The 24917-nt window shown below is 66.7% G+C and carries 22 protein-coding genes; 12 read left to right on the top strand and 10 right to left on the bottom strand.

Features of this window, described 5'->3' with window-relative positions:
* Positions 1–87 precede the first annotated feature (87 nt).
* The 9 genes from Q0938_RS03275 (at position 88) to Q0938_RS03235 (ending at position 11377) form a co-directional block, all read left to right on the top strand.
* Positions 88–444 carry a helix-turn-helix transcriptional regulator gene (locus tag Q0938_RS03275; RefSeq protein ID WP_299359598.1) on the top strand — a complete coding sequence of 119 codons (357 nt, stop codon included), beginning with the start codon at positions 88–90 and terminating at the stop codon, positions 442–444.
* Positions 445–567: 123 nt separating this feature from the next.
* Positions 568–1401, top strand: a complete 834-nt coding sequence (gene hisN, locus Q0938_RS03270) for a histidinol-phosphatase (protein ID WP_299359086.1) — start codon at positions 568–570, stop codon at positions 1399–1401.
* Positions 1402–1555: 154 nt separating this feature from the next.
* A complete protein-coding gene (mgtE, locus tag Q0938_RS03265) occupies positions 1556–2938 on the top strand; it encodes a magnesium transporter (RefSeq protein ID WP_299359084.1) in 1383 nt (460 codons plus the stop codon).
* Positions 2935–3474 (top strand): 5-formyltetrahydrofolate cyclo-ligase, encoded by a 540-nt coding sequence (locus Q0938_RS03260; RefSeq protein ID WP_299359083.1) that lies wholly within the window; start codon positions 2935–2937, stop codon positions 3472–3474. Before mgtE ends, Q0938_RS03260 begins: the two co-directional genes overlap by 4 nt.
* 406 nt (positions 3475–3880) lie before the next feature.
* The gene (locus Q0938_RS03255) at positions 3881–7525 is read left to right on the top strand and encodes a vitamin B12-dependent ribonucleotide reductase (protein WP_299359082.1); all 3645 of its coding nucleotides are present in this window, start codon (positions 3881–3883) and stop codon (positions 7523–7525) included.
* Positions 7526–7883: 358 nt separating this feature from the next.
* A complete protein-coding gene (locus tag Q0938_RS03250) occupies positions 7884–8516 on the top strand; it encodes an SOS response-associated peptidase family protein (RefSeq protein WP_299359081.1) in 633 nt (210 codons plus the stop codon).
* Between the two features lie 129 nt (positions 8517–8645).
* Positions 8646–9050 (top strand): c-type cytochrome, encoded by a 405-nt coding sequence (locus Q0938_RS03245; protein ID WP_299359079.1) that lies wholly within the window; start codon positions 8646–8648, stop codon positions 9048–9050.
* Between the two features lie 385 nt (positions 9051–9435).
* Positions 9436–9828 carry a hypothetical protein gene (locus Q0938_RS03240; RefSeq protein WP_299359077.1) on the top strand — a complete coding sequence of 131 codons (393 nt, stop codon included), beginning with the start codon at positions 9436–9438 and terminating at the stop codon, positions 9826–9828.
* A gap of 505 nt (positions 9829–10333) precedes the next feature.
* Positions 10334–11377, top strand: a complete 1044-nt coding sequence (locus Q0938_RS03235; RefSeq protein WP_299359075.1) for a YeeE/YedE thiosulfate transporter family protein — start codon at positions 10334–10336, stop codon at positions 11375–11377.
* A 153-nt stretch (positions 11378–11530) separates the two neighbouring features.
* On the opposite strand, the gene Q0938_RS03230 is transcribed toward Q0938_RS03235, so the two are convergent.
* Positions 11531–11917: a DUF302 domain-containing protein gene (locus Q0938_RS03230; RefSeq protein WP_299359073.1), complete on the bottom strand. Its 387-nt coding sequence runs from the start codon at positions 11915–11917 to the stop codon at positions 11531–11533.
* A 179-nt stretch (positions 11918–12096) separates the two neighbouring features.
* Between Q0938_RS03230 and Q0938_RS03225 the strand changes: the two genes are divergently transcribed.
* Positions 12097–13080, top strand: coding sequence for a calcium/sodium antiporter (locus Q0938_RS03225; protein ID WP_299359071.1), 984 nt, complete (start codon positions 12097–12099; stop codon positions 13078–13080).
* A 30-nt stretch (positions 13081–13110) separates the two neighbouring features.
* Here Q0938_RS03225 and Q0938_RS03220 read toward each other — a convergent pair whose 3' ends face one another.
* The 4 genes from Q0938_RS03220 to Q0938_RS03205 are packed head-to-tail and all read right to left on the bottom strand — an operon-like array spanning position 13111 to position 17801.
* On the bottom strand, positions 13111–14484 hold the full coding sequence (locus Q0938_RS03220) for a mechanosensitive ion channel family protein (protein WP_299359069.1): 1374 nt from the start codon (positions 14482–14484) through the stop codon (positions 13111–13113).
* The gene (kdsA, locus tag Q0938_RS03215) at positions 14481–15329 is read right to left on the bottom strand and encodes a 3-deoxy-8-phosphooctulonate synthase (RefSeq protein ID WP_299359067.1); all 849 of its coding nucleotides are present in this window, start codon (positions 15327–15329) and stop codon (positions 14481–14483) included. The genes Q0938_RS03220 and kdsA overlap by 4 nt, the downstream gene beginning before the upstream one ends.
* A complete protein-coding gene (locus Q0938_RS03210; RefSeq protein ID WP_299359065.1) occupies positions 15326–17164 on the bottom strand; it encodes a capsule biosynthesis protein in 1839 nt (612 codons plus the stop codon). Before Q0938_RS03210 ends, kdsA begins: the two co-directional genes overlap by 4 nt.
* Complete coding sequence (locus Q0938_RS03205; protein ID WP_299359063.1) at positions 17148–17801, bottom strand: ATP-binding cassette domain-containing protein; 654 nt, start codon at positions 17799–17801, stop codon at positions 17148–17150. Before Q0938_RS03205 ends, Q0938_RS03210 begins: the two co-directional genes overlap by 17 nt.
* 198 nt (positions 17802–17999) lie before the next feature.
* Between Q0938_RS03205 and Q0938_RS03200 the strand changes: the two genes are divergently transcribed.
* Positions 18000–18569: a uracil-DNA glycosylase family protein gene (locus tag Q0938_RS03200; RefSeq protein ID WP_299359061.1), complete on the top strand. Its 570-nt coding sequence runs from the start codon at positions 18000–18002 to the stop codon at positions 18567–18569.
* A complete protein-coding gene (locus tag Q0938_RS03195; RefSeq protein ID WP_299359059.1) occupies positions 18566–19333 on the top strand; it encodes a hypothetical protein in 768 nt (255 codons plus the stop codon). The genes Q0938_RS03200 and Q0938_RS03195 overlap by 4 nt, the downstream gene beginning before the upstream one ends.
* Before the next feature lie 10 nt (positions 19334–19343).
* On the opposite strand, the gene Q0938_RS03190 is transcribed toward Q0938_RS03195, so the two are convergent.
* Genes Q0938_RS03190 through mreC form a run of 5 tightly spaced genes read right to left on the bottom strand, consistent with a single transcriptional unit; the run spans position 19344 to position 24907 of the window.
* Positions 19344–20264: a glyoxylate/hydroxypyruvate reductase A gene (locus Q0938_RS03190; RefSeq protein ID WP_299359057.1), complete on the bottom strand. Its 921-nt coding sequence runs from the start codon at positions 20262–20264 to the stop codon at positions 19344–19346.
* 3 nt (positions 20265–20267) lie between these two features.
* Positions 20268–21410, bottom strand: a complete 1143-nt coding sequence (rodA, locus tag Q0938_RS03185; protein WP_299359055.1) for a rod shape-determining protein RodA — start codon at positions 21408–21410, stop codon at positions 20268–20270.
* Positions 21411–23354: a penicillin-binding protein 2 gene (gene mrdA, locus Q0938_RS03180; protein ID WP_299359053.1), complete on the bottom strand. Its 1944-nt coding sequence runs from the start codon at positions 23352–23354 to the stop codon at positions 21411–21413.
* 3 nt (positions 23355–23357) lie between these two features.
* On the bottom strand, positions 23358–23924 hold the full coding sequence (locus Q0938_RS03175) for a rod shape-determining protein MreD (RefSeq protein WP_299359051.1): 567 nt from the start codon (positions 23922–23924) through the stop codon (positions 23358–23360).
* A gap of 11 nt (positions 23925–23935) precedes the next feature.
* Complete coding sequence (gene mreC / locus Q0938_RS03170) at positions 23936–24907, bottom strand: rod shape-determining protein MreC (RefSeq protein ID WP_299359049.1); 972 nt, start codon at positions 24905–24907, stop codon at positions 23936–23938.
* Between the last annotated feature and the right edge of the window lie 10 nt (positions 24908–24917).

Raw genomic sequence — 24917 nt, 5'->3', positions numbered from 1 at the left:
CTGGATCGCCTTTACTACCGACAAACGCGAACTGCTGTGCCAAATAACATGCGTGTTTTCCAGTTGTCTCTGTCCAAAAGGTATTACATGGCACATAGCGTTGATCTTCATGTCGGCCGGCGCATCCGACAAAGGCGGTGGCTGATCGGGATGACCCAGCAGCAGTTGGCTGAGCGGGTCGGGATCAAGTTCCAGCAGATCCAGAAGTACGAGACTGGCGCGAACCGCGTCTCCGCGTCCCGCCTGTGGGAAATCGCCGAAGCGCTTGATGTGCCAGCGGCCTATTTCTTCGAAGGACTTTCAGAAGAGGGCACCAATGCGCCCGCCGGTGACATGCTGAACGACAAGGAAGCGTTGCAGCTCATCCGGTCCTATTACGCCATGCCCGAAGCGCAGCGTCGCCAGATTTTTGAACTGGCGCGCGTGCTGTCCCACGCGGCCTGAACGGGCCTCGGGCGAAGCGGGACATTATTCTGCCCGCACAAGGACATTCCTCTGTCCGAACCAAGCTGTCCGGTCGCGCCTCGTGCGACTTGACACCGGGACATGGTAGACCAGAAAGGCGCCATGACCCGCTTCTCCTCCGCTGACGACGATTCTCGCGCCGTTGGCGCGGCGGGCTCCAGCGAACTCATCCGGGTTGCACATGCCTTGGCCGACGCGGCGCGCGCGGCGATCCTGCCGCATTTCCGCAATGCGGAACTGAATTCCGACAACAAGGCCGATCGCGGGTACGACCCGGTGACCGAAGCGGACCTGGCCGGCGAAACGGCCATGCGTGCAATCCTCGCAAGGCAGCGTCCCACGGACGGGATCGTGGGCGAAGAGTTCGGGTCCACCCCCGGCACCAGCGGGCTGGACTGGGTTCTTGATCCGATCGACGGAACCCGAGCGTTCCTGTGCGGCGCACCCAGCTGGGGCGTGCTGATCGGGGTGACGGAGGAATCCGGGCGGCCGATCTATGGCTTGATCGACCAGCCCTGGACGCGCGAACGGTTCGAGGGCGGGTTCGGCCGCGCAACCCTGCAGTCACCCCATGGCACCCGGTCGCTGGAGGTTCGTCGCAACCGAGAGCTGTCCGCCGCGACGCTGATGACGACCTTTCCCGAGATCGGTACCCCGGACGAAGGCGCGGCGTTTCGCCGGGTCGCGGACCGGGTGCAGCTGACCCGCTATGGAATAGATTGTTATGCCTATGCATTGCTAGCCCTCGGGCAAATCGATCTGGTGATCGAGGCGGGGCTGCAGCGCTATGACATCGCTGCTCCGGTGGCGTTGATCGAGGCGGCGGGCGGTATCGTGACGGACTGGACGGGTGGTCCGGCCTACCACGGCGGGCGCGTCATCGCGGCGGCTACCGCCGAGCTTCACGACCAGGCGCTGATGCTGCTCGCGGGCTGATCACCGGCGCGCCCGCGGACCGCCGAAACAGGCCGCGCCGGCCGAGTTGCCGCCTCGCCGTGGAACTCGGCGCGTTGCCCCCGATCGACGCTCCGCCTATTGTCGCGGCGCCGCATCGCACGCCGCAGCTTTCCGCAAGACCATGAGGTGTCGCATGACCGATCCGCGTCCCCGCGAGCCCGAGGCAGAGGACGAGCCGGTTCCGGGTCGCACTCTGGTCGAGGAGATCGAGGCGGCCATCGACGAAGGCGACGCCGCCCGGCTGGATGCGCTCCTGGAACCCTTGCACCCGGCTGACATTGCCGACCTGATCGAACAGCTGACCTCGCGGCGGCGGGGGGAGTTCCTGCGTCTGTATTCAGGCGAGATCGACGGCGAGATCCTGTCCGAGATCGACGAGTCGATCCGCGACGAGGTCATCGGGCAACTGCCCACCCATGTCCTGGCCGACGCCGTCCGCGAAATGGACAGCGACGATGTCGTCGACCTGGTCGAGGACATGGAAGGGCCGGAGCGCGAGACGATCCTCGCGGCGCTGGACCATTCGGACCGCGCCGCCGTCGAACAGTCGCTGGCCTATCCCGAATACTCGGCCGGTCGCCTGATGCAGTCCGAGGTAGTGGTCGCCCCCGAGCACTGGACCGTGGGCGAGACGATCGACTACCTGCGTGGCGAAGACTGGCTGCCCGACCAGTTCTATCACGTGATCCTGACCGATCCCCGTCGCCACCCGATCGGCTATGTCACGCTGGGCCGCCTGCTGTCGGCGCGGCGCGAAGTCAGGCTGCGCGATCTGGCCGAGGACAGTTTCCGCACCATCGACGTGCTGCAGGACGAAGGAGAGGTGGCCTACACCTTCAACCAGTATCATCTGATCTCGGCGCCGGTTGTGGATGCGCATGGGCGTCTGGTCGGCGTGATCACCATCGACGACGCCATGAACGTGCTGGACGAGGAGCACGAGGAGGACATTCTTCGACTGGCCGGGGTGGGCGAGGAATCGTCGCTCTCCGACACGGTGTTGGAAACCCTGCGCCAGCGGGTGCCGTGGCTGGCGGTGAATGTCTGCACGGCGCTGCTGTCCGCGACCGTCATCTCGATGTTCGAGGATTCGATCTCGCAGCTGGTCGCGCTGGCGGTGCTGATGCCGATCGTCGCGTCGATGGGGGGCAACGCGGGGACGCAGACACTGACCGTTGCGGTGCGGGGTCTGGCCACCAAGGGGCTGACCCCCGCCAATGTGCGGCGGGTGATCCGGCGTGAGGTCGTCGTCGGCATGCTCAACGGGCTGGTCTTTGCCGTGGCGCTTGCCGTGATTGCCTGGGCGTGGTTCGGCGGGGTGCAACTGGCAGCCGTGATCGCCGCGGCGATGCTGCTGAACCTGACCGTTGCGGCGCTGGCCGGAATCGTGATCCCGCTGGCCTTGGACCGGGTCGGGGCAGATCCGGCGCTGGCCTCGGGAACCTTCGTCACGACGGTGACCGACGTGATCGGGTTCTTCGCCTTTCTTGGGCTGGCGACCTGGATCCTGTTGTGACCGACAAGGCGACGCTCCGCGCCAGGGCACTGATCGCGCGACAGAGGGGAGGCGACGCGGCGGCACTGACCGGCAACCTGGCCCGGGCGCTGGCGCCGCACCAGGGCAAGCTGCTGGCCGGCTATTGGCCGATGCGCGGCGAGCCCGATCCCCGCCCGGCGATGGCGGCCCACGAAGGGCCCTTGTGCCTGCCCGTCGTGCCCGGACGGGCCGTGCCGCTGATCTTCCGGGCGTGGAACGGCGAGCCGCTGGTGCCCGGCGCGCTCGGCACCCGTCATCCGGATGATTCGGCGGCCCAGGTGCAGCCCCAGGTGCTGCTCGTACCGCTGGTGGGGTTCGACTCGCGGCTGCACCGGCTCGGTTACGGCGGTGGCTATTATGACCGCACGCTGGAAAAGCTGCGGGGAGAGCGTCCAACAGTGGCAATCGGGGTAGCCTGGGCGGTGCAGGAGCTTCCGGCGATTCCCGAGGAGCCCACAGACCAGTCACTTGACGCTCTGGTCACGGATCGAGAGGTGCGGGTCGCCTTGCCGTGACCAATCTGCCGCATGGGACAACCCTGTGGATATCGGAACCCGGGACGCGCGGCGACGCGTGTAAGTCGTCTTGGCTGCTGGGCTTTCCGTCCACAGCGCACTCATCCCCCGCAGATTAACGTTTTGAGTCGCCTTTAGGGCGAGTTGAGCGACGGCCGCCTGTCAACCGATCTTCGCGGATTGGCGACAAATAAACCGCTTGATTGGCGTGGAAACACGCATCAGTTTGTGGGAACAGGGTGCGACCCACACCACATCTAGTCTCGTGTGGGCTCGGCACCATCGAACAGGAAAGCGCGTGACGCGGCGGAGGATCCGCCTGCTGGCAGTGCCACGGCATTGCGGGTCGGAAGCGGCACGACACCACCCAACGCGGCCCGTGCCGCGAAGACATCGAGGGACGGACATGAAGATCGAACGGCGATACACCACCGCAGAGACAGGCGCCTATGGCGGCATCGAGTTCGTCACCACCCTGTCCGAGATCCGGAATCCGGACGGCACGGTGGTGTTCCGCAACGACGCGGTCGAGGTGCCCAAGGGGTGGAGCCAGGTCGCATCCGACGTCATCGCCCAGAAGTACTTCCGCAAGGCCAGTGTCCCCGCGGTGTTGAAGCGGGTGCGGGAAAAGGACGTGCCGGAGTTCCTGTGGCGCTCGGTTCCCGATGCCGCGGCGCTGGAGGCGCTGCCGGAAGCCGAGCGCATGGTCGGGGAGACGAGCGCCCGGCAGGTCTTTGACCGGCTGGCCGGGGCCTGGGCCTACTGGGGCTGGAAGGGCGGATACTTCACGGCTGAATCCGACGCCCGCGCCTATTACGACGAGATGCGCTTCATGCTGGCCCGCCAGATGGCCGCGCCGAACAGCCCCCAGTGGTTCAACACCGGGCTGCATTGGGCTTACGGCATCGACGGCCCCAGCCAGGGGCATTTCTACGTGGATTATCGCACCGGCAAGCTGGTGAAATCCGACAGCGCCTATGAGCACCCGCAGCCCCACGCCTGCTTCATCCAGTCGGTCAGCGACGATCTGGTGAACGACGGCGGGATCATGGACCTGTGGGTCCGGGAAGCGCGGCTGTTCAAGTACGGCTCGGGCACGGGAACCAACTTCAGCTCGCTGCGGGGCGAGGGAGAACGTCTGTCGGGCGGCGGCAAGTCGTCGGGGCTGATGGGCTTCCTGAAGATCGGTGACCGGGCGGCAGGCGCGATCAAGTCGGGCGGCACCACCCGCCGCGCCGCCAAGATGGTGATCTGCGACATGGATCATCCCGACATCGAGGCCTTCATCAACTGGAAGGTCATCGAGGAACAGAAGGTCGCGTCGCTCGTCGCCGGCAGCAAGGCACACGAGCAGAAGCTGAACTGGATCTTTGCCGCGGTGAAGGGCTGGGACGGCAGCATCGAGGACGCGACCGATCCCGCCCGGAACCCGGCGCTGAAGGCGGCGATCCGGTCGGCCAAGAAATCGATGATCCCGGAAACCTACATCAACCGCGTGCTGCAATACGCGCGGCAGGGGTTCGAATCGATCGCGTTTCCGACCTACGACACCGACTGGGACAGCGAAGCCTACGCCTCTGTCTCGGGCCAGAATTCCAACAACTCCGTCCGGGTCACGGATGATTTCCTGAAGGCCGTGCGCGATGATGCGGACTGGGCGCTGATCCGTCGCACCGACGGAAAGGTGGCCAAGACGGTCAAGGCGCGGGAACTGTGGGACCAGATCGGTCACGCCGCCTGGGCCTGCGCCGATCCCGGCATCCAGTTCCACGATACCGTCAACGCCTGGCACACCTGCCCGGCCGACGGGCCGATCCGCGGATCGAACCCCTGTTCGGAATACATGTTCCTGGACGATACCGCCTGCAACCTGGCGTCCATGAACCTGCTGACCTTCCTCCGCGACGGCAACTTCGACGCCGAAGGCTATGTCCACGCCACCCGGCTGTGGACCGTGACGCTGGAAATCAGCGTGCTCATGGCGCAGTTCCCGTCACGGGAAATCGCGCAGCGGTCCTACGACTTTCGCACGTTGGGTCTTGGCTATGCCAATATCGGCGGGCTGCTGATGAACCTGGGCCTGCCCTATGACAGCGAAGCCGGTCGGGCCCTGTGCGGGGCGCTGACGGCGCTGATGACCGGTGTCGCCTATGCGACCTCGGCCGAGATGGCGGGCGAACTGGGCGCCTTTCCCGGCTATGTCCGCAATGCCGATGCGATGCTGCGGGTGATCCGCAACCATCGCGCCGCCGCACACGGAACCGGCGCCTATGATGCCGTCAACGTCGCGCCGATCGAGCTGGATGTCGAAAACTGCCCGGACCTGCGCCTGGCGCAGATGGCACAGGCCGCCTGGGACGAGGCGCTGACCCTGGGCGAGGAGCACGGCTTCCGCAACGCGCAGACGACCGTCATCGCGCCCACCGGCACCATCGGGCTGGTCATGGACTGCGACACCACGGGGATCGAGCCCGACTTCGCGCTGGTCAAGTTCAAGAAGCTGGCGGGCGGCGGCTACTTCAAGATCATCAACCAGTCGGTGCCCGCGGCACTGGCGCATCTGGGCTATGGCCCCGCGCAGATCGAGGAGATCGTCGCCCATGCGGTCGGTCACGGCACCCTGGGGAACTGCCCCGAGATCAATCCGACCGTGCTGGCCGGGCATGGCTTCGGGTCGGTCGAGCTGGCGAAGGTCGGGGCGGCGCTGAAATCGGCGTTTGATATCCGCTTTGTCTTCAACCAGTGGACGCTGGGCGAGGATTTCTGCACCGGCACGCTGGGGATCCCGGCGGATCAGCTTGCGGACCCCACATTCGACCTGCTGCGGCATCTGGGCTTCACCCGCGCGCAGATCGAGGCGGCAAACGACCATGTCTGCGGCACGATGACGCTGGAGGGCGCGCCGCATCTCAAGCCGGAACACTACGCGGTGTTCGACTGCGCCAATGCCTGCGGCAAGACCGGCACCCGGTACCTGTCCGTCGAAAGCCACATCCGCATGATGGCCGCGGCGCAGTCGTTCATCTCGGGTGCGATTTCCAAGACCATCAACATGCCGAACAGCGCCACGATCGAGGATGCGCTGGCGGCCTACGAGTTGAGCTGGTCGCTGGGGATCAAGGCCAACGCGCTCTACCGCGACGGCTCCAAGCTCAGCCAGCCGCTTGCCGCGGCGCTGATCGAGGATGACGACGAGGCGGCCGAGACGCTGGAGCGCGGCAACGCGCACGAAAAGGCCGCCGTGCTGGCCGAACGGATCGTCGAGCGCATCATCGTCAAGGAGGCGGTGCGCAGCCATCGCGAAAAGCTCCCCGGCCGTCGCAAGGGTTACACCCAGAAGGCGGTGGTCGGTGGGCACAAGGTCTATCTGCGCACCGGCGAATACGACGACGGCAAGCTGGGCGAGATCTTCATCGACATGCACAAGGAAGGCGCGGGCTTCCGAGCGATGATGAACAACTTTGCCATCGCCGTGTCCGTCGGGCTGCAATACGGGGTGCCGCTGGAAGAGTTCGTCGACGCCTTCACCTTCACCCGGTTCGAACCGGCCGGGATGGTGCAGGGCAATGACAGCATCAAGAACGCGACCTCGATCCTGGACTATGTGTTCCGGGAGCTGGCGGTCAGCTATCTCGACCGGACCGATCTGGCGCATGTGAAGCCGGCGGGCGCCAGCTTTGACGAGCTGGGCGGTGGCGAGGCCGAAGGCCGCAGTCTGTCCGCTGGCGGTGAGGAGAAATCCACCAGCCTGGAAATGCTGCGCCAGATCAGTTCGACCGGCTATCTGCGCAAGCGCCTGCCGCAGGAGCTGCTGGTGCTGCAGGGCGGGGCCTCGGCGGTGGCGATGCAATCCGGCCTGGCGGAAGGCACCGCAGTGCTCGAATCCGCAAAGTTCGAGAGCGTGACGACCATGTCGCTGGACGCCCGGGCCAAGGCCCGGATGCAGGGCTACGAAGGCGACCCCTGCGGCGAGTGCGGCAACTATACGCTGGTCAGGAACGGCACCTGCATGAAGTGCAACACCTGTGGCGGCACCAGCGGCTGCAGCTGAACGAGTTTGCCATTCCGCGACAGGCGGGGTGGCCGAAGGCTCCGGTCCCGGAAGGGCGGGGAACCTGCCGAGCGGCGAAGGCGCGGGGACACGCGTGAACGAGAGTGACAGATCGCCGTCCGGGTCACCGGACGGCGAGCCGTGTTCTCTGCCAGTCACCAGGGTAATGCCGGTAGGCGGCTGACGCCTAAGCTTGTAAGGGTCTGCCTGATGGCGCGTTTGTATCACGGACCAAGCCTCGTGACGGTGTCACCGGATGCGCTGCCTCGTCATCCCTCGACCACGGAGTGACGCCTGTCCTGCGGTCCCCTAGACTGAGCCGTCCCGCGCCAGTTGGCACCACGAACAGGAGCAGGCAGTGTGCAATCTCTATTCTCAGACCCTGCCCCAGGCGGCGATGCGACAGCTGTTTGCGGCGTGGGCGTTCACCGACCGAACGGGAAACCTGGAACCGGGTGAGATCTATCCCGACCGATTGGCCCCGGTCATCCGTCACGACGGAAGCGGTCTGGAACTGGTGCAGGCGCGCTGGGGCCTGCCGTCGCCACCTTCCGTGCTGAAGACGTCTCGCGATCCGGGGGTCACCAACATCCGCAACCTCGGCTCGCCGCACTGGCGACGCTGGCTGGGACCGGCCCATCGCTGCCTTGTCCCGCTGACGTCCTTCGCCGAGCCGCTGGGGCCGGGCAGGGGCAACCAGTGGTTCGCATCGCAGGACCCGACCACGCCGATGTTCTTTGCCGGGATCGAGGTGCGTGGCTGGACGTCGGTCCGCAAGGTCAAGGACGGCCCAACGACGGACGACCTGTTCGCCTTTCTGACCTGCCAGCCGAACGAAGAGGTGCGGGCGGTGCACCCCAAGGCCATGCCCGTCATCCTGACCACGCCGGCGGAATGGGACCTCTGGCTGTCGGCGCCGGGCGATCAGGCGATCCGGCTGCAAAGATCACTGCCGGATCGCGCGCTGCGGCTGGTCCCTGATCCCATCTAGTCGAGCGGTCCGGAACCGCCGCAACCGGAAATAGGGCCGTTCGAACAGGGCATTGCCGTAACGCCGTGCTATGCGTAGCATCCCCCCAGGGGCCGACGGTTGGTCCCGGTCCAACGGGGGAAAACGGTCATGCGATCCGCTGCTGCTTTCGTTCTGGCCATGCTGGGGCTGTCGATCACCGGCCCCGCTACTGCAGAAGAACATGAACTCGGGGAAGAGCTCTACACGCGCTATTGCGCTGCCTGCCACGGCGAGACGGGCGGCGGCGGCGGCGACATGCAGAACTTCCTCGACATTCACATGCCCAATCTCCGCACCATGGCACAACGGAATGACGGCGTGTTTCCGCTGCTCGAGACCATCCACATTATCGACGGACGATCGGGAATCCGCGCCCATGGCGGACCGATGCCGCTGTGGGGCGACGTGTTCATGACCGAGAATGTCGAGGAGCGGGGTTTCTACGGTTCCGTCCTGGAAACCCGCGGGCGCGTCCTGTCCCTCGCTCTCTATCTCGAGTCCATTCAGGAGTAGGTCCGGCCGCGCGCTCCCCCATCTCTCGGGGTGGGGACGGGCTGTTGCGCTTTCGGGGTCCGAAGCTGCCACCGGTGCCGAGGCAGCGGTATAGTTCAGCCCATGCTGCCGCGCGGGACCCTCATTCTTCGATGGCCGGACGGGATCCGCGCTGGTCTGCGCCGGGAACGACAGCATTCCGAGCGCGGAATGCGTCCGAGGCATGCGCTGGGGCCGTTTGCAGGTGTCGGGGGCGTTGTGGTCTCGCATGTCATGGAGCCGGCCTGTGCGAAGGGTGCAGCACTCCAAGGGCGATCACCGGAGCTTCATGGCCTTGTGAACCCGGCCGGGGCTGATCTGTGCCATGCTGGTGGTTACCTGTGGAACAGCGCGATCGGAGCGAAACATGCGACTTTTCCATTCCATCACGATCATGGCCGCGGTGGCCGTAACGGCAGTCCCCGTCCCCTCACTGGCCGACCCGGGACGCGGCCCGGACAAGCATCGGGGCAATTACGGCGAGGGTTACCGGCGGGATTGTCCGCCCGGCTTGGCCAAGAAGAACCCGCCCTGCGTGCCGCCGGGGCAGGCTCGCAAGTCCGACGACCGATATTATCCGCGGGTCGGGGACGTCCTGCGTGTCGGTGATTACGTGATCATCCGCGACCCGCGACGGCTGGACCTCGAACCGGCGGACGGCTGGCGCTACTACCGTGAAGGAGACCGTGCCTATCGCGTGGACAGCGAAACCAGGAAGATCCTTTCAGTCATCCAGTTGATGGATGCATTTTCGGACTGATCCAACCTCCCGTGTGCGGTCACGGCGGCGCACGGTTTCTCTCTCACAGCTTCGGACGAGGTCCGATCCGTAGTGCTGCGCGACGTTGTGTCGGCGCAGTGCAAGAGGTTGAATGGCTGCCAACCTCCTGTCAATTCGCCTCAATGCGCTGGTCACGCGCGCGAGAGACACGCAGACCGGTTGGCCCGCACGCACTTCCTGTCTGAAATTCCGGGCTTCGCATCCTTGAATCGGTCCCCGCTTTGCCCCATCGCTGCGCACCTCACGGCAGGACTCCCGACGATGTGCCGGGACAAGCCAGGAGGAAAAAAGAAAACCGTCGGCCGGGTGGGTCCCATCCCCATAACACGGTTCCGGTCCCCACAGTTGCTCCGGACGATCTGCACTCAAACCAGTCTTCCAGGCAGACATTGTCCCTGGTTCAGCAACCGCGGCTCCCGGCCGCTCGGTTGATCTTCGGCCGTGAAGCCCGCAGATCCATGGCCTGTCGTTGGGGAATTCTGCCATGTTGTTTGAGATCACTGATACGATCGGCGCGCCTGCCACCGCGGTTCTCATGGGGCTGGCGCTGGGCGCTGCCTTCGGCATTCTGGCCGAGCGCAGCGCCTTCTGCTTTCGTCGCAGCCTGGTTGGCGAGGATCGCGCCCAGGCCGCGGGGGTGTGGCTTGCCGCGCTGGCCGCTGCCATCGGCCTGACCCAGGCGGCCGGTGCGTTCGGGCTGGTGTCGTTCGCCGATCACCGGTTGCTGGCACCGGATGTGCCGTTTGCGGCGGTTGTCATCGGCGGCCTGCTGTTCGGCGCCGGAATGGTCCTGGCACGCGGCTGCATCTCTCGGCTGACGGTGCTGGCCGCAACCGGCAACCTGCGCGCCGCGATCACGGTGCTGTCGGTGGCGCTGATTGCCCATGCCACGATGAAGGGCGTGCTGTCGCCACTGCGCGAGGTGGCCGGCAGCGTCACCGTGGCGCTTGGTCCGTATGTCAGCCTTGCGGCCCTGCCGGGCGGGGCGGCGTTGTGGACGGTGCTGCTGTGCGGCGGCCTGGGACTGATCGTGCTGCGCTCTGGCGCGCGTCCGTCCCGGATCGCCATGGGCGTGCTGATCGGGGCGCTGGTGCCGCTGGCGTGGTTGGGGACCAGCTATCTGGCCGCCGACCCGTTCGAGCCGGTGGCGGCGCAGACCCTGTCCTTCACCGCACCCTTTGCCGACACGCTGTTCTGGATCGTCGCGGCGAGCTCGATCCCGGCGGGATTCGGCGTCGGGCTCATTGGCGGCACGCTTGCGGGCAGCTTCCTGTCCGCCGCCACCGGGGGACGGCTGGCGCTTCGCAGCTTTTCCTCCGCCCCCGAGACCGGTCGCTACCTGGCTGGGGGATCGCTGATGGGCTTCGGTGGTGTCCTGGCCGGAGGCTGCACGATCGGCGCGGGGCTGAGTGGCATCGCGGTCCTGTCGGTCACCGCGGGCCTGGCTCTCGCCGCCATCGCCGCAGGTGCGTTCGCCACCCACGCTGTCCTGTCCAGCAGCGTTGTGCCTGAGGTTGTGCCCGCGTAAGCCGCGGAAAACGAAGCGCTCAACCGGGATTTCCGGTTGAGCGTAACCAGCGAGTTGTCACGCCTGCAGTGACCTGCCCGCGGCGATGGGTGACCCGCTGCAAGCTGCAGAACGAATATGCCAGTTCGGGTCCGCAGGTCCATGCAAGCCGCGTCAGATCGCGGCAACAGCCTTGGCCAGCATGTCGCGCACCTGACCTGCGACGCTGGCAAGCTGCGGGTTCTCGATCGCCTGCATCGACGCGACCGGGTCAACGGCGCTGATCTCAACCCCGCCGTCGACCTGACGCAGGATGACGTTGCAGGGCAGCATCGCGCCGACCCGGGGCTCGATTCCGATGGCCTGATGTGCCATCCCCGGATTACAGGCGCCGAGGATCCAATAGGCCGGCATCTCGACGTCCAGCTTCTTCTTCATCGTTGCCTTGACGTCGATTTCGGTCAGGACGCCGAAGCCATGGTCCGCAAGGGCCTTGCGCGTCCGGGCGTCGACGTCATCAAAATCCGCGTCGGCAATACGGCGATCGATCGTATAGCTCATGGTCGGGCTCTCCCTCTGGTTCCGAAGATGGTCCTTCCGGTCTGCTACGGCAAAAAGACGGGATCGTCACGGGTGGTGACTGCGCGTGGTCCGTTCTCGGCCGATGCGGGCGGTAGCGACCGACGCCCGCGTAGTATATCCCGAGCGGCGACGTGACGAGGGAATGTCGGGAGGTCTGCATGCTGGATGTCTGGTTGCCGCTGGTCGGCGGATTGATCCTGCTGATTGCCGGGGGCGAGTTGCTCGTCCGCGGTGCCGTTCAAGTTGCCACCAGTCTCGGCGTCTCGCCCCTGGTGATCGGGCTGACGCTGGTCGGGTTCGGCACGTCCGCGCCGGAACTGGTGACCTCGGTCCAGGCTGCCCTGTCCGGTGCCCCCGGGATCGCCTACGGCAACATCGTCGGCTCGAACATCGCCAACATCCTGCTGATCGGCGGCGCGGCCGCCCTGATCTGTCCGATCGCGATCAGCTCGGCCGCCCTCAGGCGGGACGGCGCGGTCATGGTCGGCGTCATCATTCTTTTTGCAATCCTCGCCGCCGTTGGTCCCCTGGGACGGGTGACCGGGGCGCTCTCCGTCACGGGTCTTGTCGCCTACGTCTATATCGCCTTCCGGCAGGAGGGCGGCGAGCCGCCCGTGGATCACGGTGCGGTCTACGACAAGAGCCTGGCGCTGCAGGAAACCGATCCGGCACTTGCCCCCGCTTCGGTCCTCCGCAACTCGCTGGTGGTCTCGGGACTGATCGCCCTGGCAGGGCTGGTTCTGGTCGTGATGGGGGGCAGGTTCCTCGTGGACGGCGCCGTGACGCTTGCCCGGGGGTTCGGGATTTCCGAGACGGTGATCGGCCTGACGATCGTGGCGCTGGGCACCTCGATGCCCGAACTCATCACCTCGGTCGTGGCCAGCTTCAAGCGCCAAGGGGATGTTGCCTTTGGCAATATCGTCGGATCGTCGATCTACAACATCCTCGGGATCGGCGGCGCCACGGCGCTGATGGTGCCCGGGGCCGTACCTGCCGAAATCGTCAGCTTCGACAACCTCGTGATGATCGCCGTTTCGGCGCTGCTGGTCGGCATGGCCTGGACGGGATTGCGGGTGAACCGCGGGGAAGGCGCGGTGCTGGTGGCCGGTTATGCCATCTATGTGTTCGCGATCTGGCCGTGACAGGCTGGCGACAAACCGGCTGACCCGCCGTCACTCCTGCGGTGCGTCGGGGGACAGCAGGTTCGGCTCGCGATCGGGCGCGTCCTGTTCCTCGGCGACCATCCGGTCCAGGGCGTGATCGGGGGCGAGGTCGGCCGGGGGGCAATCGTCGCGGCGGATCGGCGTCGGCGGGGCGGTCCCGCGCGCCGCGGCATCGGGTGGAGCGGTTTCGGTCAGATCCGTTTCGGCAGTCTTGTCCTCGCCGCGCAGGTTCACTTGGTAGATCGGTTCGGGCAGGCCGAACCCGGCCGCCCCGACCGCTTCCTTCACCACACGGATCGCCTCACCGCGGGCCAAGCTGAACTCGGCGCCGCGCTGGGTGACCCAGCCGGTGAACCGGACCACGACACCTGAATCGGTGACCTCGCTGACCCAGACGGCCGGCGCGGGGGTATTCAGAACGAAGTCGAGGCTTCGCAGCGTCTCGAGCCCCAGTTCCCGCACCACTGCCAGATCGGATCCCGCACCGATGCGCAGGTCGAAGCTGAAGCGGCGTTCCGGATTCCGGGAATAGTTCGTGATCACGGCCTTGAAGACCGTCGAGTTCGGGATGCGGACATGATTGCCGTCCAGCGACAGCAGCGTCGTCGCCCGGCTGGTCAGGCGGATCACGCGGCCAAGCTGCCCCTCGATGTCGACCAGATCGTTCGGCCGGAACGGCTGGCGCAGCGACAGCAGGACCGAGGCGACGAAGTTTTCGACCGTGTCGCGTACGGCGAAGCCCAGCGCGATGCCGATGATCCCGGCAGCGCCCAGGAACGTGCCCAGCAGCGCCGTGGCGCCGAGGATGTCGAGTGCGACCACGCCCCCAACGAGATACGATGCCAGACGCACGACCTGGCGAATGATGTCGGCGATGAAGGGATTGGGGGCGAGCCGATTCCAGAACCCGTGCCAACGCGTTGCGAGATGACCCAACGCCGCGATCGCGATCGCCGCGACCAGCGCCACCAGAAGCAGCGGCAGATAGGCAGCCGTCTGTTCGATCCGGGCGGCGAAGCGTTGCCCGACCGATTCCAGCCGGGTGGTCACGTCCGTTGTCTCGGTCACCCGGTTGTCGATCTCGACCACGCCGTTCACCCGCGCGACCAGCCGGTTCAGCCGATCGACAGTTGCGCTGTCCAGCGCCTCGCCGGTCAGGGTGACGATCCCACTTTCGACCCTCACGCGGACCCGGTCATAGGCTTCGATCTGCGACAGGATCGCGGTGATCCGCTGCCGGATCGCCTGGTCGGTCGCGGCACCGTCCTCGACCGAGATCACCCCCGAGGGCTGCGCCGGATCAGCCGCAGGTCCGGCCGGATCCTGCGCCAGTGCCGGCCCTGCGAGCAACAGCCACAGCGCCAGAACCAGCAGTCTCGTCATTCCCCCATCACCGGGTCCGCCTTGGCGAGCCGGTCGAACGCCATGAGGCTGTCGATCAGCGCAGGCATCCGGTCCAGTGGAATCATGTTGGGCCCGTCCGACGGGGCGCGGTCGGGGTCCTGGTGGGTTTCGATGAAGACCCCGGCCACCGCGAGGGCGACGGCGGCCCGGGCTATCACCGGGGCGAATTCGCGCTGTCCGCCGGATGATCCGCCTTGGCCGCCAGGCTGCTGGACGGAATGGGTGGCGTCCATGATGACGGGATACCCGGTGCGTGCCATGATCGGCAGCGACCGCATGTCGGCCACCAGCGTGTTGTAGCCGAAGCTGACCCCGCGCTCGGTCAGCAGGATGTCCCGGTTGCCCGTCGAGGCGACCTTTTCAGCCACGTTGGGCATGTCCCACGGGGCGAGGAACTGCCCCTTCTTGATGTTCACCACCGCGCCGCTGCGTCCCGCGGCCAGCAGCAGATCGGTCTGCCGGGACAGGAAGGCGGGAATCTGGATGATATCGACGACATCGGCCGCGCGCCGGCACTGCGCCTCGTCATGCACATCGGTCAGCACGGGGCAGCCGATCCGATCGCGCACCGCCGCCAGCATGTCCAAGCCCTCATCCATGCCGACGCCCCGCCGCCCCGACAGCGACGTGCGGTTCGCCTTGTCATAGCTGGCCTTGAACACGAACCCCGCCCCAGTGCGTTCCGCCGCCACAGCAAGCGGCTCGGCGATTGCAAGTGCGTGATCCAGTGTTTCCAGCTGGCATGGGCCGGCGATCAGAACGAGCGGCAGGTCATTGCCGAAGGTCACGTTCCGGGCCGCGACATGGCGTGGGGCAGAGTTCATGTGGATACCTGTTCGCGGAGAATGGAGGCGGTCAGCGACATCATCAGATAGATGGCGGAGAAGATCAGGAACGCAACCAGCGTGTTCTGCGCCGCCCGGGGATAGGTGGGGCTGTCCGGCGGCACTGGCGCCACCGACAGCGACAGGTAGCGAACCTGCTTGTTGGCCTCGATCCGGGCGGTTTCCATCTGCGCGGCGGCCGTCGCCAGCAGTTGCTGGCGCGTCGCCAGATCGCTTTCCGCGATCCTGATCTCGCCGGAAATGGAGGCCAGCGACGCCCGTTTGCCGGTGTCTTCGGTCAGCTGCGCGCGGGTGCTGGCGATCATCTCCTCCAACCTCGAGATGTCGCCCTGCACCCCTTGCACGCGGCTCTGGTTCGGGCGGATGTTCGATTGCAGTTGGCCGAGTTCCAGCCGTTTCTCGGTGAGTTGCCGTTCCAGTTCGCCAACCTGCGCCATGACGGCCGAGCCCTCGGCGACCGGATCCAGCACCCCCATGCGTTCCTGCAGCTGCTGCACCCTGTTCTGCGCGTCGAGTACCTTGGCCTCGGCATCGTTGTAGCTGTCGATCGCGCCTTCCATCTGGTCTTCGCGCAGCCGTGCGGTCATTTGGTCGACCTGCCCCTCGGCATAGCCGATCAGCGCCAGTGCGAACTGCTGGCTGAGCAGGGGATCGGGTGAAACGACCTCCATGCCGATCACGCCCTCGGTCGGATCGTAGCCGATCTTGACCATGCGTTGATACAGCTTGTAGGCGGCTTCGTTCGTCGCGTCTGGTGCCAGCCGCAGCACCGGATCGATGCTGGGATCCTGGAACGCCCGCTTGAATCCCAGGTCCTCGTTCAGGCGCAGCATGGCGTCGCGGGAATTCAGATAACCTTGGACCGACACGCTGTCGGGGTTGGTGGCAAGCTGGGTGCCCGAAAACATCCCGCCGATGGCGCCGCCGCCGCTGTTGTCCGCCTGCTGGATCAGGAACTGCGACTTGGTCGCATAGAGCGGGGTGGCCAAAGCGAAGTAGTACCAGCCAACCAGAATCGTCGGCAGCAGCACCAGCACCGCGAGCCGGACCACCAGCATGCTCAACCGGCGTCGGCGGCGACGGGCGATGTCGCGCTGAATCCGCATGATCTCGGCAATCCGCGGGTCCTTGGTCACCGCGTCGTGCGGCGGTGCGATGGGGGCGATTTCCTGACCGGGCCGGCGGGCGGGCGGGCTTTGCGGGGTAATGGCCGGGGGGGTCAAGGCCGGCACGTTTCGGGCGCGGGCGCCTTCGTGCGCCAGGACCTGCCCGACAGCCTCGCGGTGGAATGGATCGATGCCGCGCTGCCGCAGCCTGACGACCGCCTCATGATCCGAGGACACGTCGATCTCGTGCAGGGCGGCCAGGCGGGACGCCATCCGAAGCTGCCGACGGGTGAGGTTTTCGGCTCTGACCGCGGCGATCGGGCCCATTTCGGCCGGGTGCCCGGCCGCCGAGCCCGTCTGGTCGGTGGAAGGCTCCGCGCCGGGAAAGGTCATGCCCTCGAACCCGTCGTCGGTCGAGGCAAAGGGCATCTCCTCGGCCTTGCCGCGCGGCGGTGGTAACGCTTGCTCCTCGGCCGCACTCCGCGGATCGGCCGGCCGGTCGTTCAGCTGACCGTCGTCCCTGGGCTGACGTGCCGCGTTGAACGCCGTGTCTTTCCGCCGCAACTGGACGCGGATCCCGCCGGACGCCGACCCGGTCGCCGCCGCGACGCCCGGACTGCTGTCCGCGGGTCCCGGTGCGCGTGCGCGGGCCAGAACGGATTCCTCGCGGCTGACCCGGTACAGACGGGCCTTAGGTGGTGTAGTCATAATACTGCCGGGCCTCGTCGAGCGTGTCGAACATGTACAGCTTGCCATCCTGCAGCACCGCCGCAGTCCGGCAGAATTTTTCAAGGGTCGCAGCCTGATGGGACACCACCACGACGGTTGACGTCTTCAGCCGGTCGTACAGGACCCCGCCGGCCTTTCGGTTGAAATTCACGTCAGTGGTTGCCGGCATGCCTTCGTCGATCAGGTAGATGTCGAACTCCAAGGCCAGCAGCAGCGAGAAGTTCAGACGCGCCCGCATCCCGGCGCTGTAGGTGGCGACCGGACGATCGAAATATTCATCCAGGTCGCAGAGCCAGCGGCAGAACGCCTCGACGTAGTCGGGATCCAGTCCGTAGATCCGGGCGATGTAGCGCGCGTTCTCGTTCGCGGACAGCTTCGCGACGATCCCCCCCATGAAGCCCAGCGGGAAGGACACGCGGCAGCCCCTGCGGACCACGCCTTCGTCCGGCTTTTCGAGCCCGCACATCATGTTGATGATGGTCGTCTTTCCCGTGCCGTTCGGCGCCAGGATGCCGAGCGACCGGCCGAGATCGACACGAAACGACGCCTGATCGAGGATCACCTTGCGCTGCGACCCGGTCCAGAAGGATTTTGAGACGTTGTCGAATTCCAGCATGACTGTCCGTGCGCCGCCCAGATCCGGCGCCCCCGGCGATGCGGCAGGCAGACGGGTTCCTTTACCAGACGGGCTCCGGCTAGGTGAACCTGTCGATCTCGGACCATACGGGTGCGCTGCCCACCTGTCCATCTGCCCCCGCCTGGTCGTGAGAATGCGGGGTTTTTTCTGCTGCCGGGGGCGCTTATCTCGGCCTGCATGCTTCGCGACGAAATCAGCGCCTGCCGGCTGTGCGCCGACCGCTTCCGGACCACGGCCACGGCCCACGCACCGCGACCGGTGGCGTGGTTCAGGCCGGGGGCGCGCATTCTCGTCGCCAGCCAGGCGCCGGGGCTGCGGGTGCACGGGACCGGGCGTCCCTTCACCGATGCGTCGGGGCGGCGGCTGCGCGACTGGATGGGGGTCGACGAGGACACCTTCTATGACCAGTCCCGCATCGCGATCGTTCCGATGGCCTTCTGTTTCCCTGGCTATGATGCGGCCGGGTCCGACCTGCCGCCGCCCCCGATCTGCGCGGCAACCTGGCGGGAACGGGTGATGGCGGACCTGCAGCCCCGGGTCACGCTGCTGATCGGCGGATATGCGATGCGTTGGCACCTGGGAACCCGCAACGTCACCCAGGCGGTTGCCGCGTGGCGCGACCATGCACCGGCGGTGTTTCCCTTGCCTCACCCCTCGTGGCGCAATACCGGATGGCTGAAACGCAACCCGTGGTTCGAGGCGGAACTGGTCCCCGAACTGCGTCACAGTCTGGCGGCGCTGCTATGACCGAGTTCACCCATCTCGACCGCCTGTGCACCGTTCCGTTTCACGAGGCGGAGGATACGCTGCGCGCCGAGGTGCTGCGGCGGCTTGCCGATACCGAACTGTTCGCAGCCCTGGCCGCTGACCCGAAGGGGGACCGGGTGGAACTGATGCTGTTCGATCTGGGGGGGCTGACGGCCGCGCTGGCCAGCGAGGATGCGGCGGAGCTTGCCCGCTTAGTGGGCGGGCCCGTCGCGCACGCCGCCATGCCCGGCCGCGTGCTGGCTGCGACGCTGGCAGCCGAGGGGCGGGGACTGCTCGTCAATCCGGATCGCCCGTCGCAGATGCTGCTCGACCCGCAGACACTCTCGTGGCTTGGTCAGGCACTGGCCCAACGCCCCGCCGAAATCGCCGCCCGGCCCACCCGGCTGGGACCGCCCGACCCGGACGCGGTGCAGCAGGTGGCCGAGCCGCTGGCGCGGCTGCTGGCGGATCGGGGCGGGGTGTTGACCGGGGCGGCACTGGTTGCGGCAGACTGGGGCGACGGAACGAGCGGGCACCTGCTGGCGATCGCCGGTGCCGCCGACGAGGACCGCGCCGCCCTTGCCAAGGCGGTGGCGGAACTTCTGGCATTCCTGCCGCCTGTCCCGGGCGGGCTGGATGTTGCGTTCGAGCCTGTGGCCCTGCCATCCGGGGCGCTGCGACTCGAATTGTCTGCGGTGGAGCCGGTGACCCATGCTGCCGATGCGACATCAAGCCAGGACGCTCCGCCACGGTTGCGCTGGTAGCCGCCGGTGCTCAGTAACCCCGCTGGCGCTCGACAAGGTGCAGCAGGGGTTGCGCGCTCATCGCGCGGCGCAGGTTTTCTGCGACGACGCGCGCGGCCGAGGACGGCCGGGTCTCGGCGGCGACATGCGGGGTGATCGTCACCCGCGGATGGGCCCAGAACGGATGTCCTGACGGCAGTGGCTCGGTCCGGAACACGTCCAGCACGGCATGGCGCAGATGCCCGCTGTCCAGCGCGGCGATCAGGGCGTCATCGACGATCAGCGTGCCGCGCCCCGGATTGATCACCGTGGCGTCGCGGGGCAGGGTGGCAAGCCGGTCCGCGTCAAGCACATCGCGAGTCGCGGGTGTATCCGGCAGCAGGCAGATGAGGATCTCGGCACGCGCGAGCGCGCTGTCCAGTTGCTCCCCTGCCAGTACGCGGATCCCCTGCACGGGCCGTCCGGATGCGGACCATCCGGTCACGTCGAAGTCCAGCCCGGCGAGCGCCCCGGCAACCGCCGATCCCAGCGCGCCGGTACCCAGCACCGTGACCTTGCGCTGGCTTGCAAGGGGCGGCGACAGCTCGTGGCGCCAGACGCCATCCTGGGCGAAGACGTCCATCTGCAGATGTGCCCGCAACGTCCAGCCGATACAGTATTCGACCATGCCCTGGGTCAGACCGGGATCCACCATCCGGCACAGCGGCTGCGTCAGCGTGGGGTTGTCCACGATGCGTTCCACCCCGGCCCACAGGCTTTGCACGACACGGGCGCGCGTATAGGGACCGAAATCCAGCGGCTCGCCGGTCTCGGGAAAGCCAGGGGCGTAGATCAGCGCGTCAAAGCTTTCGGGCGGACCGTCGCGGCGCAGATCGATGTCGGGACAGGCGGCGCGCAGATGCGGGGCCCACTCGTCCCACATCCGGGCAGGGGCGGCAAACAGCACGCGCATCCGTCAGCCCCGCGGCCGGTGAACATGGGCCGACTGGACCATCCCGAATGCCATCAGCAGGATCATCAGCTGCGTTCCCCCGTAACTGACCAGAGGCAGCGGAACGCCCACCACCGGCATCAGTCCCATCACCATGCCCATGTTCACCGCGAAATACAGAAAGAACGTGCCCGCGACGCCGATCGTCAGCAGGCTTGCGAACCTGTCGCGATTGGTCATCGCCGAGTACAGGCAGAACGCCAGGATCAGGGTGTAGAGGGTCAGCAGCGACATCGTTCCCACGAAACCGAATTCCTCGGCGAGCGTCGTGAAGATGAAGTCTGTGTGCTTTTCGGGCAGGAAGTTCAGCCGGCTCTGCGTGCCCTGCATGAATCCGCGCCCCGACCAGCCGCCCGACCCCAGGGCGATCTGCGCCTGTGTGATGTTGTAACCGGCGCCCAGCGGATCGCTGGACGGGTCCAGGAACGTGTCGATGCGCCGGAACTGATAGTCGTGCAGCAACTGCCACTCGGTGCCGCGGCTTTTCAGCACCGTTGCGACCAGCCCGATGACCAGGCCGATCACGGCGCCGAAATACCACAGGCTGACACCCGCCGCGAACAGCATGATCCCGCCCCCGGCCACCAGCATGACCGAGGTCCCGAGGTCGGGCTGCTTCAGCACCAGGGCGGTGGGCAGCAGGATCAGGATGACGGGGATCAGCACCCACACGGGGCGCGAGACCCGATCCATGTCCAGCCAGTCGTAATAGGCCGCCAGCATCAGCACCAAGGCGATCTTCATCAGCTCGGATGGTTGCAGCTTCACGGGGCCGATATCCAGCCAGCGCTGGGCGCCCATGCCGACGTGCCCGAACAGGTCCACCGCGATCAGCAGCATGATCCCGAGCGCGTAGCTGACGATCGAGATCGACCGCCAGAACCAGATCGGCACGAAGGCAAGCCCGATCAGCGCCGCCATCCCAACGACGAAGCGTTCGATCTGCGGCTGGGTCCAGACCTCCGGCCGGCCGCCTGATACCGAATACAGCATGAGGAACCCGGCGCCGGCCACGGCCGCCAGCAAGAAGACGAGCGGCCAGTTGAGGTAAAGGATCTTGCGCCACCCCGTCGGGGTATGAGCGACCTTGTAGTCCAGGTAGGTCATCTAGGCGCGCACCCGTGCCGTCCGGGGCAGTTGTGGCGTATCCAGCTGCAGCTTGGCCCGCATTTCCTCGACAGCGTCGCGCTGGCCGGGCGGATAGGCGTCCAGCGGCGGCAGGCCGCCGGCCAGTGCGAACAGCAGGATGTCGCGGGCAATCGGCGCCGCCACCGCCGAGCCGCCACCGCCATGTTCGACCACCACCGACACCGCATAGCGCGGCGCCTCGACCGGGGCGTAGCACACGAACAACGCGTGGTCGCGTCGGGCCCAGGGCAGCTGTTCGTTCGAAATGACGCCGCGGGCCCGTTCCGCGGCGGTGATGTTGCGGACCTGACTGGTGCCGGTCTTCCCGGCCATGCGCCATTCCGGGACGACGGTTCGGGCCCGCGCAGCGGTACCACGGCTGCCGTTCATCACCGCGTCCATGCCGGTCTGGGCGATTTTCAGATGCGCCGGGTTCAGGCCAAGTTCGGGATAGTCCTCCAACGGCCGGGCGATCCCGTCGATGGCCCGCACCAGGCGCGGTTCGATGGCGCGCCCGGTCGCGAGCCGCGCGGTCATGACGGCCAGCTGCAATGGCGAGGCAAGAACGAAGCCCTGTCCGATCGCGGCGTTCAGCGAATCGCCGACCTGCCAGTCCGCGTCATAGCGGGCACGCTTCCACGCGCGATCCGGCGCGATGCCCTCGGCCACTGCCGACATCGGCAGGTCGTGACGGACGCCAAGGCCCAGCCGACGCGCCATCGCTGCCATCCGGTCGATGCCGACCTTCTGGGCCAGTTCGTAATAAAAGACGTCGCACGACTGCTCCAGGCTCTGGACCGGGTCGACGGACCCGTGCCCGCCGCGCCGCCAGCAGTGAAAGCGCCGGCCGGCGACCTGTGTGTATCCCGGGCAGTGGAACCGCGACCCGCCATTGATCACGCCAGCGTCCAGCCCTGCCAGCAGCGTCACCATCTTGAAGGTCGAGCCGGGCGGATAGACGCCCTGCACCGTCTTGTCGGCCAGCGGCCGGTGATCGTGGTCCATCAGCGCGCGATATTCGGCACTGCCGATGCCGCGGACGAACAGGTTGGGGTCGAACACCGGTGAGGACGAGATCGTCAGCACATCGCCGGTCTGCACGTCCAGAACCACCGCAGCCGCCGATTCCTCGCCGAGCCGCTGGCGCGCAAAGTTCTGCAGCCCGGCGTCCAGCGTCATCTGCACCGTCGCGCCCTGCTCGCCTTCCTGGCGGTCCAACTCGCGCATCTCGCGGCCGGCGCTGTTGACCTCGACCCGGCGGGATCCGGCCTTGCCCCGCAGGATGGATTCCAATTTCGCCTCGGCCCCGACCTTGCCCAACTGGAATTCCGGCAGCATCAGCACCGGATCGGGATCCTCGATCTTCGACAGGTCGTAATCGGACACCGGCCCGACATATCCTAGGACATGGGCAAAATCGCCCGCCCGCGGATAGCTGCGGGACAGGCCGGATTCGGGCGTCACCCCGGGCAGGGCGGGTGCATTCACCGCGATCGATGTGAATTGCTGCCAGGTCAGGCGGTCGGCAACGCTGACCGGGGTGATGGCGCTGCGCCGGTCGATCTCGGCCAGCAGTGCGGCGACCGAGCTGTCGGTCATCGGGATCAGATGCCGCAGCCGCGCCACTACCGTGCTGACGTCGCCGGCTTCCTCGCGGGTGATCGTCACCCGATAGTTCTGTTCGTTGCCGGCCAGCAGGACACCATTGCGGTCGTGAATCAGCCCGCGAGCGGGCGGCAGCAGGCGCAGCTTGATCGAGTTGCCGTCCGACAGCAGCCTGAATTCGTCGGACCGGTCCAGCTGCATGGTTTTCAGCCGCCAGCCCAGCGTTGCAACCACCGCGGCTTGGATCGCGCCCAGCATCAGCCCGCGCCGGCCGACCAGCCGGGCACTTTCCTGCACGTCCCTGACCGATTTCCGCATCGTTCAGATCCCCGTCGCCGCGAGGTTGCCCGGCGGGGCACGGCGCAGACCGACCAGCCAGCGTGCGGCCAGCACGACCAGCGGATAGGCCGCCACGGTCGCGATGACATTCATGAGAACCTGCCCCAGCGGCGGGCGCGGGGCGAGCGTCTGGGGCACGAAGAATGCTGCCTGCACGATCCTGTCCAGCATGACCGCTCCAAGCACCAGAAGTCCGATCCGGAGCCATTCAAGCAGAAAGGGCTGGTCGCGCCAACGATGCTCGTTTCGACGCGCGATCTCTGTGGCCATCAGGACGATGGCAGCCCACAGGCCGATCGGCTTCAGCAGCAGCAACCCCTCCACCAGGAACATCGCGGCCACGATCAGGGCCGGCACCTGCTCGGGTCGGCGAAGGATCCACGCAAATGTCAGGCACAGCAGCAGATCCGGACCGGGCCAGGACACCTTGCCCGGGTTCAGCGGCAGTAGGCGCAGGAATAGGATCGCCAGACCGAGCGCCACGTAAAACGTAATCCCGACCAGCTGCCGCCGTCGAGCCCCATCAATCATTGGCAGGTCGACCCTCATCGCAGCGTCGATCAGTTGTCGCCGCGAACGGAATCGCTGCCAGCCGAGCCACCAGCCGGGGGCTGCCCGGGGGCCGAAGCGGCATCCGCGGCAAGCTGCCGGCGGGGCAGCGCCGGGCCGATGAAATCGTCACGAGGCGGGGGAATCAGGGTGCCGGCGTCCAGCAGCTGCTCGGCGGGGTGGCTGCGCAGCACGCGCAGGAACTCCAGCCTGCCGTAATCGGCGGCCATGCGGACCCGCATCCGTCCGTCCGAGGCAAGCACCGCCTGACCCACCAGCAAACCGGACGGAAACACGCCCCCATCACCCGAACTGATGATGCGGTCCCCAGGACGCACGTCATCGGCGCTTTCGATGAAATCCAGATGCGGCAGTTGCGTGTTGTCCCCGGTCAGCAGCGCCCGCTGGCCGGACGGCTGCACCGTGACCGGCAGGCGTGAACTCGGATCGGTTAGCAGCATGACGCGACTGGTGGTCTCGCCCACACCGGAAATCCGGCCGACCAGCCCCAGCCCGTCCATCGTCGCCCACCCCTCGACGATACCGTCCCGCGCCCCGACATTCAGCAGCACCGACTGGCGAAAGGCGGTGCCGCTATCGGTCATCACAACCCCGGACACGCTGGTCAGGGCCGGGTCGATGCGCACGTTGTTCTGGGCCAGCAGCTTGGCATTTTCCTGTTCGAGCTGGACCGCCGCTTCCTTCCAGGCCGACATCCGCTGCAGCTCGCGGCGCAGCTCCTGGTTCTGTTCATAGATGCGGGCATAGGACTGCAGCCCCGCGACCATCTGGGTGACCTGGGTGACCGGCCGCAACGCCCATTCGAACCCGGGGACGAACCGGTCGATGAACATCGCCCGCATCCGTTCCGCCCTCGGCCCGTCGATGCGCCAGAACAGGAACAGTCCGACCAGCACCAGCACCAGCACCGCAACCAGGACGCGGCGGACGGGGGCGGCGAAGTCATAGCCCTTGCGCGCCACGGCCGAAACC

Origin of the sequence: uncultured Paracoccus sp. (assembly GCF_947496875.1) — a bacterium.
In the GTDB taxonomy this organism is placed as follows: domain Bacteria; phylum Pseudomonadota; class Alphaproteobacteria; order Rhodobacterales; family Rhodobacteraceae; genus Paracoccus.
The sequence above is the reverse complement of the archived record's forward strand: the minus strand, read 5'-3'. Positions and strand labels throughout refer to the sequence as shown.

What these genes read in the sequence shown, in the direction of transcription:
- Q0938_RS03210 (WP_299359065.1), bottom strand. Translation starts at nt 17,164, where the DNA reads ATGACTACACCACCTAAGGCCCGTCTGTACCGGGTCAGCCGCGAGGAA.
- Q0938_RS03235 (WP_299359075.1), top strand. Translation starts at nt 10,334, where the DNA reads ATGTTGTTTGAGATCACTGATACGATCGGCGCGCCTGCCACCGCGGTT.
- kdsA (WP_299359067.1), bottom strand. Translation starts at nt 15,329, where the DNA reads ATGAACTCTGCCCCACGCCATGTCGCGGCCCGGAACGTGACCTTCGGC.
- Q0938_RS03220 (WP_299359069.1), bottom strand. Translation starts at nt 14,484, where the DNA reads ATGACGAGACTGCTGGTTCTGGCGCTGTGGCTGTTGCTCGCAGGGCCG.
- Q0938_RS03205 (WP_299359063.1), bottom strand. Translation starts at nt 17,801, where the DNA reads ATGCTGGAATTCGACAACGTCTCAAAATCCTTCTGGACCGGGTCGCAG.
- mrdA (WP_299359053.1), bottom strand. Translation starts at nt 23,354, where the DNA reads ATGCGGAAATCGGTCAGGGACGTGCAGGAAAGTGCCCGGCTGGTCGGC.
- Q0938_RS03200 (WP_299359061.1), top strand. Translation starts at nt 18,000, where the DNA reads ATGCTTCGCGACGAAATCAGCGCCTGCCGGCTGTGCGCCGACCGCTTC.
- Q0938_RS03240 (WP_299359077.1), top strand. Translation starts at nt 9,436, where the DNA reads ATGCGACTTTTCCATTCCATCACGATCATGGCCGCGGTGGCCGTAACG.
- hisN (WP_299359086.1), top strand. Translation starts at nt 568, where the DNA reads ATGACCCGCTTCTCCTCCGCTGACGACGATTCTCGCGCCGTTGGCGCG.
- Q0938_RS03275 (WP_299359598.1), top strand. Translation starts at nt 88, where the DNA reads ATGGCACATAGCGTTGATCTTCATGTCGGCCGGCGCATCCGACAAAGG.
- Q0938_RS03195 (WP_299359059.1), top strand. Translation starts at nt 18,566, where the DNA reads ATGACCGAGTTCACCCATCTCGACCGCCTGTGCACCGTTCCGTTTCAC.
- rodA (WP_299359055.1), bottom strand. Translation starts at nt 21,410, where the DNA reads ATGACCTACCTGGACTACAAGGTCGCTCATACCCCGACGGGGTGGCGC.
- Q0938_RS03225 (WP_299359071.1), top strand. Translation starts at nt 12,097, where the DNA reads ATGCTGGATGTCTGGTTGCCGCTGGTCGGCGGATTGATCCTGCTGATT.
- Q0938_RS03190 (WP_299359057.1), bottom strand. Translation starts at nt 20,264, where the DNA reads ATGCGCGTGCTGTTTGCCGCCCCTGCCCGGATGTGGGACGAGTGGGCC.
- mgtE (WP_299359084.1), top strand. Translation starts at nt 1,556, where the DNA reads ATGACCGATCCGCGTCCCCGCGAGCCCGAGGCAGAGGACGAGCCGGTT.
- Q0938_RS03230 (WP_299359073.1), bottom strand. Translation starts at nt 11,917, where the DNA reads ATGAGCTATACGATCGATCGCCGTATTGCCGACGCGGATTTTGATGAC.
- Q0938_RS03255 (WP_299359082.1), top strand. Translation starts at nt 3,881, where the DNA reads ATGAAGATCGAACGGCGATACACCACCGCAGAGACAGGCGCCTATGGC.
- Q0938_RS03175 (WP_299359051.1), bottom strand. Translation starts at nt 23,924, where the DNA reads ATGAGGGTCGACCTGCCAATGATTGATGGGGCTCGACGGCGGCAGCTG.
- Q0938_RS03245 (WP_299359079.1), top strand. Translation starts at nt 8,646, where the DNA reads ATGCGATCCGCTGCTGCTTTCGTTCTGGCCATGCTGGGGCTGTCGATC.